This is a genomic window from Thermococcus waiotapuensis, from assembly GCF_055384795.1.
In genome coordinates, this window is record NZ_AP042429.1 from 1,105,447 (window position 1) to 1,118,728 (window position 13,282).

Genomic DNA, 13,282 nt, shown 5'->3' on the forward strand with positions numbered 1-13,282 from the left:
ATCGAAATCTTTTTAAATGGATCTTTTCAATGTGCACACCTGAGCCATGTAGACTATATAGACTATAGAGGTGGAGCCATGCTGTGGTTGCTCGCCAGTGCTTTCTTCATGGCCTGGGCAATAGGGGCCAACGACAGTGCAAAGGCAGTTGGAACCGCAGTTGGCTCCGGGATAATCGGCTTTAAGAGGGCAGTCCTGCTGATCTGGGTCTTCGTGGTAGCCGGGGCTACGATGGGCGGTTCATGTGTATCGAGCACCGTCGCCGGGTTAGCCAGGGGTATGGGCGAGACTACAATAGGCCTCGTTCTCTTCAGCGCGGCCTCCGCCGTAACCCTTGCCAGCTTATCCGGTAATCCAATATCAACAACCCAGGCCATAATAGGGGCCCTCGTGGGGGCTTCCCTGGCGTTAGGTCTCCCCGTGAACTGGGGAGTGATCTTTAAAATAGTCCTGGCCTGGGTTGTATCCCCTGTGGTAGCGGGGATGCTCTCGATTGCAACATACCTTGCCTACGGAATAGTTCTCAACAGAATAAAGCATTTGGGATTGCTGGAACTGACGCAGAGGTGGATGGTTTTCATCGCCGCGGCTTATGCCTCTTTTAACCTCGGAACTAACGAGCTGGCCAACGTTGTCGGCCTTGTAGACGGAGAATTTTTCAGTAGAGTCTTTTTGGCCCTCTCCCTCGGGCTTGGTGCCCTGACCTTCAGCTATGGGGTAATAAAAACCGTTGGAAGAGACCTCGCTCCCCTGGGCCCAACTTCGGGCTTTTCCGCCCAGATGGGCGCCTCGCTGGCGGTTACAATGGCCAACGTTGCGGGAATCCCAGTCAGCTCGGGCCAGGCGATAGTGGGGGCGATAGCCGGTGTCAGTCTTTACAAGGGGGAACCGGTTAATATAAAGGCCCTGATGTGGATCCTGAAGGGCTGGGTAGCGGCTCCCCTTGGAGCTGGCCTTCTGGCTTTTGTTCTGATAAGGCTCTTCTCCGACCTTTGAAGCTTTTTAAGCAGAAGATGCCAACCCCCGGAGGTGAGAAAATGACCGACTTCAGGTTTGAGGTTAAAGCAAGGGACGCGGCTGGAAGAATTGGAAAGCTGACCGTTAACGGGAAAACGATAGAGACTCCAAACATAATGCCGGTCATAAATCCAAAGCAGCTCGTAGTAACTCCAAAGGAGCTCAGGGAGATGGGCTTCGGGATGGTCATCACGAACTCTTACATCATCTACAAGACGCCCGAGCTGAGGGAAAAGGCGCTTGAGGTTGGGATCCATAAGCTGCTCGACTACGATGGCATAATTGAAGTCGATTCGGGCTCTTTCCAGCTTTTGCGCTATGGCGACGTTGATGTCACCAACCGCGAGATAGTCCAGTTCCAGCATGAGATAGGCGTTGACATAGGCACTTTCCTTGACGTACCAACTCCGCCGGACGCTCCGCGGGAGAAGGCAGAGGAAGACCTCAGGATAACGCTGGAGAGGGCGAAGGAGGCGGAAGAGATAAAGGAAATAGCGATGAACGCGGCAGTTCAGGGCTCCACCTACCCCGACCTGAGAACCTATGCTGCTAAAAAGCTGAGCGAGATGAACTTTGAAATACACCCCATCGGTGCCGTCGTCCCGTTGATGGAGGGCTACCGCTACAGGGACTTAGTTGATGTCGTCATAGCTTCAAAACAGGGGCTTAGACCCGACAGGCCCGTCCACCTCTTCGGTGCCGGCCATCCCATGGTTTTCGCGCTGGCGGTGGCGATGGGAATAGACCTCTTTGATTCTGCCAGCTACGCCCTCTACGCCAAGGACGACCGCTATCTGACGCCAGAAGGCACAAAAAGGCTCGAGGAGCTTGAGTACTTCCCCTGCTCCTGCCCCGTTTGCTCCCGCTATACTCCGCAGGAGCTCCGCGAGATGCCGAAGGAAGAGAGGACGAGGCTTTTGGCCATCCACAATCTCTGGGTAATCAGGGAGGAGCTCAACAGGGTGAAGCAGGCCATAAAGGAGGGAACCCTCTGGGAGCTGGTGGACGAGAGGGCGAGGGGCCATCCGAAGCTCTTCGCTGCTTACAAGCGCTTGCTTGAGTACAGGGAATACCTCGAGAAGAACGAGCCGATTACCAAAGCTTCCGCTTTCTTCAAGGTGAGCGAGGAATCCCTAAGGTGGCCGATGGCAATGAGGGCGAAGGAGAGGGCAAAGCGCGTTAAGAGTAAGTTCCCTGAGACGATGGAGCACCCGATATTCGGCGAGGTTCCGAAGTATTTAAGCCTGAGCTATCCCTTCGCCCAGAGCGAGGGTGAAGAGGACTTCACGATAGAAAAGCCAGGGGAGGACGAAGCGAGGAACTACATAATGGCCATTGCTGAATACCAGTTCGGAGAAGGAGCGGGCGAAGCCTTCAAAGACGCCTCCGTTGAGCTCTCAAGGAAGACGGGCATGCCGAGGCAGATAAGCGCTGAAGGCAAGCACCTCGCCACCTTTAGAGCAGAGGATGGTTTATTGACGCTTGGAATAGAGGGGGCAAGAAGGCTTCATGCGCTCCTCCCATTCCCGAGGATGCGCGTTGTTGTCAGCGATGATGCAGAGCCCTTCGCGAGGGAGGGGCGAAACGTCTTCGCCAAGTTTGTCGTAGATGCCGACCCGGAGATAAGGCCCTACGACGAGGTTCTGGTGGTGAACGGGAGGGACGAGCTTCTCGCGACGGGCCAGACGCTCCTCAACGGCGAGGAGCTTAAGGTCTTCCGGAGCGGGCTGGCGGTGAAGGTGAGGAGGGGGGTGGAGAAGGCATAAGTACTTTCCGTACCCTTTTCTTTTGAGCCATTTTTTCAAGCCATTCGCTTGGGTAAGCGCAGCCGATTACGACGAGGAGGAGATAAAGTGACGCATGAACCACGGGCCTTTTCTACAGAACTGCGGGGACAATCGCCAGAACCTGTCCATTCGATCACAGAGGATTGTTTATTTCCCGAACCTCCTCTGCCTCTTCTGGTACTCCCTTATTATCCTCAGGAAATCTATCTTCCTGAACTCGGGGAAGTAGACGTCGACGAAGAAGAGCTCACTGTAGGCTATCTGGTACAGGAGGAAGTTGCTTATCCTCACTTCTCCCCCTGTTCTGATCACGATATCCGGATCCGGCATGTTTGGGTGGTAGAGGTAGCGCTTTATCAGGTCTTCGTCTATTTCGTCCGGGCTTATCCTCCCCTCCAGCGCGTCCTGGACGATCTCCCTCACGGCGTCGGTTATCTCGCTCCTTCCCCCATAGGCTATTGCCAGGTTGAGGGTGTAGTTGTTGTATTTTTTGGTAACCCTCTCCGCTTCTTCGGCCGCTTTCCTCACGTTCTCCGGCAGGAGGTCTTTTCTGCCAATCACGTTCACCCTGATGCCATACCTGTGCACTCTCTCGTCTTTGATGAGCTCCTTAAACTTCTGCTCAAAGAGGTTCATGAGGGCGTTAACCTCCTCCGGGGAGCGTTTAAAGTTCTCTGTGGAGAAAGCATAGGCCGTCAGCGTCCTTATGCCCAGGTCTCTGCACCACTCGAGGATTTCCTCCAGTTTGTTTGAACCAAAAAGATGGCCGTACCATGGGGGTTTTTCCAGTTTTCTGGCCCATCTCCTGTTTCCGTCCATAATTATGGCGACATGCTTTGGGATTTCGCCTGATTTGACTTTCTCAAGCAGGTAGGACTCGTAAAAGTCATAGGCTGGCTTAAAAATAACGGGCGGAACCTTAGAAATTAAACGGTACAGCATGGGAATCACTCACAGCCTTCTTCTCTTTTCCAGGTGCAGCTTGGCCAGCTCCATGTAGATTTCAGCGTTCTTCTTCGTCCACTCGATTTCTTCCTCGCTGAGCTGCCTAACGACTTTTCCGGGAACGCCGACGACGAGGCTGTAGTCCGGTATTTCCTTGCCCGGCGGAACGAGCGCCCCCGCCCCTATGATGACGTGCTTACCTATCTTCGCCCCGTCGAGGATTACCGCACCCATGCCGATTATGGTGTAGTCGCCGATGTTCGCTCCGTGGACGACGGCGTTGTGGCCTATCGTCACGTACTTGCCAACCTTCGTCGGAAGGCCGTGGGAGGTGTGTATGCTCACGTTATCTTGCACGTTGGAGCAGCAGCCGATGTAAATCTGCTCTATGTCCCCCCTCAGAACCGCGGAGGGCCAGACGCTGGTGTTCTCCTCGAGAACGACGTCACCAATGACGGTTGCGCTCTCATCAATGTAAGCCGTCTCGTGTATCTTGGGCTTTTTATCGCCTAAGGAGTATATCGCCATTCATCACCACCAATTTGAACTCGAAAGGCCCCTTATAAAAGTTAACCCCACAAACTGAGCGAAGGACAGGAAAAGATAAATACAGGCCCGCAAAGTTACTGGAGGTTATGGCCATGAGGTACAGAAAGGGAGCGAGCGCTGAAAGGGAGCTGATAAAAGTCCTTGAAGAGAATGGCTTCGCGGTTGTTAGATCAGCCGGAAGCAAGAAAGTTGACGTGATTGCGGGCAACGGAAAGCTCTACCTCTGCATCGAGGTCAAGAGTACCCGCTCAGACAGGGTTTACCTTGGGGATGAAGACATCAGAAAACTTGCCGAGTTCTCCAGAAGATTCGGTGGAAGGGCCGTCCTGGCCGTCAAGTTCATAAATCGGGGATGGCGCTTTTTTGATGTTGATGAACTGGTAAAATCCGGAAAAAACGGGGTAAAGTACTCAAACAGCGGAATGACCCTTGAAGAACTTCTGGGTGTCCAGAGAAACCTGCTGGAGGTGTTGAGGAATGAAGGTGATTAGGCTCCTGGTGGTCGTCTTTCTTGTGGGGGCGTTCTTTAGCTCTCAAGGGTTTGCTGAAAACTCACCACCATTCAGCATGGCCCCCGTTATCGATGTTTTTGATGCTTTCCCCGGCGAGGAACTTGATGTTCCGGTCAGCGTCACCAACCTCCTAAATGAGAGTCTCTCCGGATTGACCGTGAGCATTGTATGGAAAGCGGGAGATGTGACTTTAAGGGCAAATCAAACGTTATCCCTGGGCCCCTTGGAGAGCACTATAGTACACCTCAGGGTGAAGGTTCCCCTCCTGCCTCCGGGGGAGTACCCCGCCAGGATCGAGGGGAAGCTTGGAAACTTCATCCTCGAGCATGGGGTTGTTGTTAAGGTTGAAAAGCTCATCCAGTACTCCCTGAGCTCGGACATCGGTGGATTCTACACCGCGGGCGGTGATATAGTCTCATACATACAAGTGATATCGAAGTCCAACGTGCCCATCGAGGGCACAGTCAGGGTTTTTGTCATCAAAGGGAACGAGTCCGTGGTCAGCTCCTGGAACTTCACAGTTTCCCTTGACCCCGGGAGGAGATGGAGCGAGACGATAAGGATACCGAGCCTTGACGCGGGGAATTATACTCTGGCCATACTCGCGGATCTCTCAAACGTTTCCCAGAGATTGGAGAAAAGCTTCAAGGTCATGCCCAGGAATTACCGCTACTCGGCAGAATTTAAGGAAGGAGTGATCCTCGTTAGGGTCTCTTTTGCGGACGGAAAACCGGCAAAAGACGTTGAAGTCTGGATCAACGGGACGACGCTCTACACAGATGAAAACGGCGAGGCTGTTTTTGTTCCTCCAAGGCAAGGGGTTTATCTGGTCAGATTAAACTTAGATGGGGAGATTGTTACAAGGCCCGTCGAGGTTAAATGCCCCTACTCCTACGGGGCCTGGTACGAGAACGGAAGCATCTGGATCAGAGTAAGCGAGGAGAACGGAAGTCCGGTTTCTGGGATACGGGTCGATCTCCTTGGCCAAACTCTGTTCACCGATGAAAATGGCCTGGCTGCATTTAAAGTCAACCAGGCGGGCGTCTACGAGGCCAGGCTATACCTCGGTGACTGCATTGAGGGAGTTTCGGTTAAGGTGGACAAACTGCTGGTGGTTCCAGAAGTACGCGCGGATGTCCTCGTCCTGACGGCCATCGATTCCAGCGGGAGTCCCCTTCCAAACGTCACCGTTGTTATTGAATCTTCCGGCGGGACACTTTCCCTCAGAACCAATGACGACGGCAAAATCTTCATTCCACTCGATAGGCTGGGCTCTAAGAAGTTCGCCCTGACCGCCGAAGCCAGGGGCTACCTGGAGTACAGCGGTGTGATTGACCTCTCAACCCAGGAGAAAACTTCAGCAAGTCCGGGAAAAAACACCACCTCAACTTTCAGTGGAAAGGGAGGCGAAAAATCCCGACTGCCGGACTTAAAGGTGATTCTCGTGGTTGTAATATCGCTTACCGGCTTGGCAGGCAGTTCTTACCTGGCCCTTGCCAGACCCCATGTCGTGGAGGAAGAACTTGACAGGTACTACTTCGTCAAGCTGAAGGCGCCGAGGATGAGACCCCTCCTGAAATTCAAATGGGAGAAGGGCATGAAAGCCCTCGAGGTCAGGGCGACGAGGGGTAAAGTCCGGATTGAAGGCTCCAGGGTGATATGGGAGGTGGACGGGCTGAAGCCTAACGAGGAAGCGGTCCTCCAGGTTATCCTCGGCTGACTTTTTTCAGAATACCCTCGCGTAGCCCCACTTCTTGACGCCCGTGAGGATGGGCGTTTCGGTACTTCTTATGCCCTCGCCGAAATCGTTATTAGTTTCAAACGCGTATAGTGGTGAGGTGGAAATATGGAGTATCCCTATGGGAGGGATGAGGTTATTGAGCGGTACTCCCGCTACATTTCAAGGGCCTCCCATGTTACCTATGCCCCGATAGTACCCTACAAAGCCCGGAACGCCCTCGTATGGGACGTTGAGGGGAGGGAGTACATAGACTTCCTGGGCGATGCGGCCGTTCAGAACGTCGGCCACAGCAACCCGCGCGTGGTTGAGGCCGTGAAGAGAACCGCGGACAGGCTTCTGCACTTTACCTTCATCTACGGTTTTCCGGTAGAGCCGCTCCTCCTGGCTGAGAAGCTCTCGGAGATAGCACCCGTAGAAAGCCCAAAGGTTGCCTTTGGTCTGAGCGGGAGTGACGCCAACGACGGTGCCATAAAGTTCGCGAGGGCCTACACCGGCAGGAGGGCGGTAATCAGCTACCTGAGGAGCTACTACGGTTCAACCTACGGCGCGATGAGCGTCACCGGCCTCGACTTCGAGGTTCGCTCCAGGGTCGGCCAGCTCAGCGAGGTGCACTTCATTCCCTACCCCAACTGCTACCGCTGTCCCTTTGGCAAGGAGCAAGGGAGCTGCAGAATGGAGTGTTTGGAATACCTCAGGGAGAAGTTTGAAGGGGAAGTCCACGCCGAAGGTGTGGCTTTGCTCCTCGCGGAGCCGATACAGGGAGATGCTGGCATGGTCGTCCCCCCGGAGGACTACTTCAGGAGGCTGAAGAAAATCTTAGACGAGCACGGTATCCTCTTAGCTGTGGACGAAGTCCAGAGCGGCCTCGGAAGGACGGGAAAATGGTTTGCAATAGAGCACTTTGGAGTTGAGCCCGACATAATAACCCTGGCCAAGCCCCTCGGCGGGGGGTTGCCCATAAGCGCGGTAATTGGCAGGGCCGAGATAATGGACTCGCTACCGCCCCTCGGCCACGCCTTCACCCTGAGCGGGAACCCGGTGGCGAGCGCCGCGGCCCTGGCGGTTATCGAGGAAATCGAGGAGCGGAACCTTTTAGAGCGCGCCGAAAGGCTCGGCGAGAGGGCCAAAAACAGGCTCGAGAGGATGAAGAAGAGGCACGAGCTCATCGGCGACGTTAGGGGACTCGGATTGATGCTCGGCGTTGACCTTGTGAAGGACAGGGAGACCAAGGATAGGGCCTACGACGAGGCCAAGAAGGTGGTCTGGAGGGCCTACGAGCTGGGCCTCATAGTCGCCTTCCTGCAGGGCAACGTCCTGAGGATTGAGCCCCCGCTGACGATAGAGGAGGAATTACTCGATGAGGGCCTCAACAGGCTCGAGGAGGCAATAGAAGACGTCGAGAATGGGAAAGTCCCGGACAGCGTTCTGGAGAAGGTCCAGGGCTGGTGAGCTCAAGTTTTGACATTTTTCTGTTAATCCTGCCCTCTTCCAAAAACTTTTTAAACAAATCCCTCCCAGGTTGAGCGGGCTTTAATGGAGAACGTTAAGGCACTTGAAAAGCCGGTTTTGAAGGTTGGAATCGAGGAGAAGGTTGAACCCGCGAAGGCTTTCGTTTTTGGCCTTCAGCACGTTCTTGCGATGTTTGGAGCGACCGTGACAGTGCCGCTCGTTGTCGGCGGTGCCGTAGGTCTAAGCGGCAACCAGATTGCCCTCATGATACAGGCGGTTCTGCTGACGATGGGCATAGCGACGCTGCTCCAGACTACTATAGGCTCCCGCTATCCGATAGTCCAGGGGTCGAGCTTTGCCTTCATACCAGGGCTTATATCCATAGGCTCTTCCCTCGGAATGGCCGCTGTTGAGGGGGCACTCCTCGTCGGCGGTCTGATTGAGGCGGCAATAGGCTGGCTCGGGATAATAGGAAAGGTCAGGAAGCTCTTCACTCCCCTGGTTACAGGTGTGACGATAACCCTCATCGGCTTCAGCCTGGCAGACGTTGCTGTAAAGAACTTCTTCAACTTCTACGCTGACCCTGCCGGCGAAACACTCGTGAAGTCCAGTGCAGTAGCCCTGATAACCTTCCTCACCACAGTCTTCGTGGCGCTCAGGGCAAGGGGAAGCCTTAAGGCCATGCCCGTGGTGGCGGGTGTCGTGGTTGGCTACCTTATCAGTGTCCCGCTCGGATTGACCAACTTCGACCTCGTTAAGAGCCTGCCGGTTCTCGGCGTGCCCTCCGTCTTCCCGTGGGGGGCACCCATCTTCGATGCCAGCGCCATAGTCCTCCTCCTGTTTGCCTTCATGGTGAGCATCATCGAGAGCGTCGGCGATTATCACGCCATAGCCACCGTAACGGGTTCTGAGATAACAGAAAAACACATCGCAAGGGGAATAGGTGCGGAGGGCCTGGCCTGCTCCATAGCTGGCCTCCTAGGCGCCTGCGGGACGACGAGCTATTCGGAGAACATCGGCGTCGTTGCACTCACAAAGATCGGCAGCAGGCACGTGGTTCAGGTGGGCGCGGTGATACTGGTATTCCTCTCCCTCCTGCCGAAGTTCGCCGGAATACTCGCCTCCATGCCGGCTCCCGTCCTCGGTGGGCTGACGCTTGCACTCTATGGCATGATAAGCGTCACGGGGCTGAGGCTGATAAAGGAAAGAGTGGAGTTCACCGAGAGGAACACGCTAATCTTGGCTGCAGCGCTTATAGCGGGCCTCGGGGCACCGCAGCTCCCGCCGGAGTTCCTGGGGCACTTCCCGAAACTCATAGCGAGCATCCTTGAGTCGGGGATGGCCGTTGGAGCCCTAACGGCGATAATCCTCGAGAGGATCCTCTGAACTTCTTTTTCTCAGAAACTCCCCGGAAAAGTAGGGGGAGAAAAGAAACTTCACTCCTGCTTCTCGGTTGACTTCTCCGCTTCTTTCTTTTCGGCTGGCTTAGCAGCGGGAGGTTTGAGGCCGTAGCCCAGGATCCTGAACCTGAACTCCGTTCCGTCCCTGAGGTGGTAGGTTACCTCCCTGGTCTCTTTGTTGAACTCCATCCTCTCCACGGGGAACTTCCAGTCCCTGTGAGCTTCCTGTATCTCCCTGAACTTCTCCGGGGGAATGGGCACCCAGTCAAAGAGCTGGAGCTCCTCCTCCTTCCACTCCGTCGTGAGCATGTAGCTCTCAACGAAGCCGAGGGCTCCCGTTGGGCAGACCTCAACGCAGAACTGGCAGAACGTGCACCTTCCGTAGTCTATCTTCGGGTGAGGTCTCTTCTCCCCCTCTATCCACGTCATCTCTATTGCCCTGGCCGGGCATATCTGCCCGCACATGTTGCAGCCTATGCAGGTCTTCCAGTTGAGGGTGTGGAAGCCCCTGTAGTCCTTCGCCGGCTCTATCGTTTCATAGGGTATCTTTATCGTGACTGGCTTCTTGAAGAGGTACTTGAGGCCCAGCCAGGGTTTGATGAATGAGGGCTTCTTCCTGACCTTACTCTCCTGGGCGATCTTAAAGGTAACCTCCTCCATCTCCATCACCTGTCTATGTCGGGCGGGCAGTTGTCAAGGCTCATCAATATGACGGGCACATCGGCGAGTCTCGCGCCAACGAGCAACTGCTCTATGACCCTGATACCGTGGGCTATGCTCGGCCCCCTTATCTGAACCCTGTAGGGCTTGTTGTTGCCATCGCTGACTACGTAGGCACCAAAGTCGCCCTTCGTGGCCTCGACGTGGGCGAAGGCATCCCCCGCGGGAACCTTGAACCTCGGAAGGGACTTGAGGCCCGGGTGATCCACCTTGTAGGGCCCGCCCGGCGGCCCCATGTCGAGGAGCTGCTCGAGTATGTAGAGGTCCTGCTCGAGCTCGAAGCGCCTGATGAGGGCCCTCGCGAGGGTATCACCTTCCCTGAGAACCGGAACCTCGAAGTCGAGCTCGGGATAGAGGAGGTATGGGTCAACGCGCCTGACGTCGTAGGGGACGCCCGTGGCCCTGAGGTTTGGTCCGGTTACGCCCTCCTCAAGGGCGAACTTCCTGTCCATGACGCCTATACCCTCAAGCCTCTTGTAGGTGATGTAGTTCTCGAAGAGCACGTTATCGAAGTCCTTGAGCTTGCCCTTCAGGTACTCTACGGTGTCCCTGAGCTCCCTGAGCCACCTGTCGCCCGGTATGTCCCTCCTTACTCCCCCGGGGATGGTATAAATGTGGTAGACCCTTGCTCCGGTGAGCTGTTCGAAGAGTGCCATGAACCTCTCCCTATAAGCAGCGGCCCACTGTCCAGCAGTGTAAACACCGAGCTTAAAGCTCAGTCCCATGATCCAGAAGAGGTAGGCGCTAACCCTCGCCATCTCCAGCACTGTTGTTCTAATCCACTGGGCCCTCTCGGGAACCTCCCACCCCATGAGTTCATCAACGGCCATTGAGTATATCGCTTCCGGGACGTCTGGCTCCGGGACGCATATTCTGAGGAGGAGGGCTATGTTCGTATACCAAGGCCTGTACTCCGCGAGCTTTTCAAAGCCCCTGTGGAGGAACCCGGGGTTGGCTATGGCCTTAACGACCCTGTTGCCGTCCATTTTGAGGATCAGGCTGTAGTTCTCGGTAGCCATGTGCTGTGGACCGAAGAACAGCTCGTAGGTGTCCTTCTCCAGGGGGAGCAGCTCCATCCCGTTGGCCCTCGCTTCCATAACGAGCTCTTCCTGTGAGGTCATGACCATCACCTCATATCACGTAGTTCTCCTTATCCTCATCAAACCTGTCGAGGAGCTTGTACTTCTTCTTCACGTAGGAGAGCATGTCGAAGTCCTTCCTGTGGGAAACGCCGGCTTCCCTGTCTTCCTCTTCGAGTATCCAGGGCATTGACAGCTTGGGGTTGCCCTCGAAGATGACCCTGTAGAACTCGTGTGCGTCCCTCTCGTAGGTCTCCGCGACGGGATAAACATCCATGACACTCGAGATCCTCGCATTGTCCCTGGGAACCCTCGTCTTGACCATGGCGTGGGTGCCATGGCTTACGCTGAAGAGCTGGTAAACGAGCTCTATCTCGCCCTCTTTAGGCCAGTCGACCGCGGTTATCTGGAGGAGGAGCTCAAAGCCGTGGGCCTTCGCCGTGCGGAGGAAGTCCACTATCCTGTCAGCTGGAACCCGGAACTCAAGCCTCCTCTCCCTTCTGACCTTCCCCTCCGCGTAGGGGGCCTTCTCAAGGAGCGTGCTCACGATTTCCTCTCCCATGCTCATTCCTCCCCTCTGTTGTTGCCCTTCATCAGCCATGGTATCCACATCCTCGCTGTTCTTTCGCGCCAGCCCTCCCCAAAGAGCTCGTCCTGGTTCTTCTTGTAGTACTCGTAGTTCTCCCTGTACCTCTTCCAGCCGTCGGCCTTGCCCGTCTCTATGAGCTCCATCATCTTCTGAATCCCGTCCATCACGGCCTCTGGCCTCGGCATGCAGCCGGCTATGGCCACATCCACGGGGATGTACTTGTCGAGGTGCTTTATTGCGTTGTAAGCGTCCCAGTAGACGCCACCGTTGAGCGGGCACGAGCCGTGGGCTAAAACGTACTTTGGATCAGGCTGCATCTCGTAGGTTATGATAATCCTCTTGAGCGTCTTCGGCGTAACGTAGCCAGTGATGAGGAACAGGTCTGCCATTCTGGGCGCTGGATTGGGCATCATACCGAAACGCTCGAAATCGTACCTGGCGGTGGCGAGGGGCGGCATCTCTATACCGCCGCAACCTGTACAAAACGCTACAATCCACATGCTCCTCTTTCTTGCGTACTCAATGAGAGGATCAAAGAGTCTCCAGTCGACCATCTCCATCACCTCACAGACTTGCCAAGATCGCCCCGAGCGCCGCTATTATGGTCGGCCACTTCCAGTAGAACTTCGCCGCCTGGTCTATTGTGAACCTCGGGAATATCGCCGCCATGAACGTAGCCACGAGGAGCACGGCTATCTGCTTGATTAGGAGCACCAGGAGGCCCGCTATTGTGTTGAGCACCGAGCTGGAGAAGGCCGTGACCACGCCGCCGCCGAGGAAGATGTTGCTGAAGAACAGCGTCTCCGCGAAGAGCGCTATGGCGTGCTGGATGTTCAGGAGCCCCATGTGCTTGCCGCCGAACTCGACCATCGGCCCGAGGGATATCTCGCCCGGAGCGATCATGATGTCGAAGGGCTCCTTTCCAAACATCGCCTGCAGGACGAGGTCATAGGCTATCGCCGCGAGCAGGAGCGGGAAGTGGGCAATGCTCCACCCTCTTATCTGCTGGGCCATAACTATTTCGTAGGTGCTGAAGGTGCCGTAGTATTCAGCTAAGGCAACTATCGCAAAGCCGAGAGGAACCTGTATGGCGAGCAGGGTAAGCAGGGCTCTTTGGGCACCTATGCCAGCCCACGGGTTCCCGGAGCTCATTGCGGCGAACATTATGCCGAGCATCGGTATCTCGAGGAGGAAGGTGATGAGGATTAGGTCACCGTAGGCCCTGAGCACACCGATGCTTCCAAGGGGTATGAACATCACCGCGAGTATCGTCGCCCCGACCGCGTAGAGGATTCCAAAGTCGTAGATGAAGCCGTGGGTTATGTTGCTCTCCTTCGAGAGCAGCTTGATGGTATCGAGGATGGGCTGGTAGATTGGCGGTCCAACCCTCCTGTGTATCCTGGCCGTCACTATCCTGATTATCCCCATGAACATGAAGCCCACAAACGTCGCGTAAAGGAGGATAAAGAGGGCCTTAAGTGCCGTCTCAATCAT

Annotated in this window: 13 protein-coding genes; 6 read left to right on the forward strand and 7 right to left on the reverse strand. The window is 55.4% G+C overall.

The features are described from left to right. The first annotated feature begins 78 nt into the window (after positions 1 to 78). Positions 79 to 996, forward strand: a complete 918-nt coding sequence (locus ACZ47M_RS06160; RefSeq protein WP_315343461.1) for an inorganic phosphate transporter — start codon at positions 79 to 81, stop codon at positions 994 to 996. A gap of 41 nt (positions 997 to 1,037) precedes the next feature. Next, a complete protein-coding gene (gene tgtA, locus ACZ47M_RS06165; RefSeq protein ID WP_315343459.1) occupies positions 1,038 to 2,783 on the forward strand; it encodes a tRNA guanosine(15) transglycosylase TgtA in 1,746 nt (581 codons plus the stop codon). 168 nt (positions 2,784 to 2,951) lie between these two features. On the opposite strand, the gene uppS is transcribed toward tgtA, so the two are convergent. Together uppS and ACZ47M_RS06175 are read right to left on the reverse strand one after the other, a co-directional pair. Next, the gene (gene uppS, locus ACZ47M_RS06170) at positions 2,952 to 3,746 is read right to left on the reverse strand and encodes a polyprenyl diphosphate synthase (RefSeq protein ID WP_315343457.1); all 795 of its coding nucleotides are present in this window, start codon (positions 3,744 to 3,746) and stop codon (positions 2,952 to 2,954) included. A gap of 9 nt (positions 3,747 to 3,755) precedes the next feature. Next, positions 3,756 to 4,277, reverse strand: a complete 522-nt coding sequence (locus tag ACZ47M_RS06175) for a gamma carbonic anhydrase family protein (RefSeq protein WP_315343456.1) — start codon at positions 4,275 to 4,277, stop codon at positions 3,756 to 3,758. A 113-nt stretch (positions 4,278 to 4,390) separates the two neighbouring features. On the opposite strand from ACZ47M_RS06175, the gene hjc reads away from it, so the two are divergent. The 4 genes from hjc (at position 4,391) to ACZ47M_RS06195 (ending at position 9,386) form a co-directional block, all read left to right on the forward strand. Next, the gene (gene hjc / locus ACZ47M_RS06180; RefSeq protein ID WP_315343454.1) at positions 4,391 to 4,789 is read left to right on the forward strand and encodes a Holliday junction resolvase Hjc; all 399 of its coding nucleotides are present in this window, start codon (positions 4,391 to 4,393) and stop codon (positions 4,787 to 4,789) included. Then, the gene (locus ACZ47M_RS06185; RefSeq protein WP_315343452.1) at positions 4,776 to 6,530 is read left to right on the forward strand and encodes a hypothetical protein; all 1,755 of its coding nucleotides are present in this window, start codon (positions 4,776 to 4,778) and stop codon (positions 6,528 to 6,530) included. The genes hjc and ACZ47M_RS06185 overlap by 14 nt, the downstream gene beginning before the upstream one ends. A gap of 126 nt (positions 6,531 to 6,656) precedes the next feature. Further along, positions 6,657 to 8,000, forward strand: coding sequence for a leucine/methionine racemase (locus ACZ47M_RS06190; protein WP_315343451.1), 1,344 nt, complete (start codon positions 6,657 to 6,659; stop codon positions 7,998 to 8,000). Between the two features lie 84 nt (positions 8,001 to 8,084). Then, positions 8,085 to 9,386: a uracil-xanthine permease family protein gene (locus ACZ47M_RS06195; protein ID WP_315343449.1), complete on the forward strand. Its 1,302-nt coding sequence runs from the start codon at positions 8,085 to 8,087 to the stop codon at positions 9,384 to 9,386. Positions 9,387 to 9,436: 50 nt separating this feature from the next. Here ACZ47M_RS06195 and nuoI read toward each other — a convergent pair whose 3' ends face one another. Genes nuoI through ACZ47M_RS06220 form a run of 5 tightly spaced genes read right to left on the reverse strand, consistent with a single transcriptional unit; the run spans position 9,437 to position 13,282 of the window. Then, a complete protein-coding gene (gene nuoI / locus ACZ47M_RS06200) occupies positions 9,437 to 10,060 on the reverse strand; it encodes an NADH-quinone oxidoreductase subunit NuoI (protein ID WP_315343538.1) in 624 nt (207 codons plus the stop codon). A gap of 5 nt (positions 10,061 to 10,065) precedes the next feature. Beyond that, positions 10,066 to 11,241 carry an NADH-quinone oxidoreductase subunit D gene (locus tag ACZ47M_RS06205; protein WP_315343535.1) on the reverse strand — a complete coding sequence of 392 codons (1,176 nt, stop codon included), beginning with the start codon at positions 11,239 to 11,241 and terminating at the stop codon, positions 10,066 to 10,068. Between the two features lie 10 nt (positions 11,242 to 11,251). Then, positions 11,252 to 11,767: an NADH-quinone oxidoreductase subunit C gene (locus ACZ47M_RS06210; RefSeq protein WP_315343447.1), complete on the reverse strand. Its 516-nt coding sequence runs from the start codon at positions 11,765 to 11,767 to the stop codon at positions 11,252 to 11,254. Next, a complete protein-coding gene (locus ACZ47M_RS06215; RefSeq protein WP_315343531.1) occupies positions 11,764 to 12,342 on the reverse strand; it encodes a NuoB/complex I 20 kDa subunit family protein in 579 nt (192 codons plus the stop codon). The genes ACZ47M_RS06210 and ACZ47M_RS06215 overlap by 4 nt, the downstream gene beginning before the upstream one ends. Positions 12,343 to 12,352: 10 nt before the next feature. Continuing rightward, positions 12,353 to 13,282 (reverse strand): respiratory chain complex I subunit 1 family protein, encoded by a 930-nt coding sequence (locus ACZ47M_RS06220; protein WP_315343444.1) that lies wholly within the window; start codon positions 13,280 to 13,282, stop codon positions 12,353 to 12,355.

Coding starts and splice junctions, on each gene's coding strand:
- ACZ47M_RS06160 (WP_315343461.1), top strand. CDS start 79: ATGCTGTGGTTGCTCGCCAGTGCTTTCTTCATGGCCTGGGCAATAGGG.
- tgtA (WP_315343459.1), top strand. CDS start 1,038: ATGACCGACTTCAGGTTTGAGGTTAAAGCAAGGGACGCGGCTGGAAGA.
- uppS (WP_315343457.1), bottom strand. CDS start 3,746: ATGCTGTACCGTTTAATTTCTAAGGTTCCGCCCGTTATTTTTAAGCCA.
- ACZ47M_RS06175 (WP_315343456.1), bottom strand. CDS start 4,277: ATGGCGATATACTCCTTAGGCGATAAAAAGCCCAAGATACACGAGACG.
- hjc (WP_315343454.1), top strand. CDS start 4,391: ATGAGGTACAGAAAGGGAGCGAGCGCTGAAAGGGAGCTGATAAAAGTC.
- ACZ47M_RS06185 (WP_315343452.1), top strand. CDS start 4,776: ATGAAGGTGATTAGGCTCCTGGTGGTCGTCTTTCTTGTGGGGGCGTTC.
- ACZ47M_RS06190 (WP_315343451.1), top strand. CDS start 6,657: ATGGAGTATCCCTATGGGAGGGATGAGGTTATTGAGCGGTACTCCCGC.
- ACZ47M_RS06195 (WP_315343449.1), top strand. CDS start 8,085: ATGGAGAACGTTAAGGCACTTGAAAAGCCGGTTTTGAAGGTTGGAATC.
- nuoI (WP_315343538.1), bottom strand. CDS start 10,060: ATGGAGGAGGTTACCTTTAAGATCGCCCAGGAGAGTAAGGTCAGGAAG.
- ACZ47M_RS06205 (WP_315343535.1), bottom strand. CDS start 11,241: ATGACCTCACAGGAAGAGCTCGTTATGGAAGCGAGGGCCAACGGGATG.
- ACZ47M_RS06210 (WP_315343447.1), bottom strand. CDS start 11,767: ATGAGCATGGGAGAGGAAATCGTGAGCACGCTCCTTGAGAAGGCCCCC.
- ACZ47M_RS06215 (WP_315343531.1), bottom strand. CDS start 12,342: ATGGTCGACTGGAGACTCTTTGATCCTCTCATTGAGTACGCAAGAAAG.
- ACZ47M_RS06220 (WP_315343444.1), bottom strand. CDS start 13,282: ATGATTGAGACGGCACTTAAGGCCCTCTTTATCCTCCTTTACGCGACG.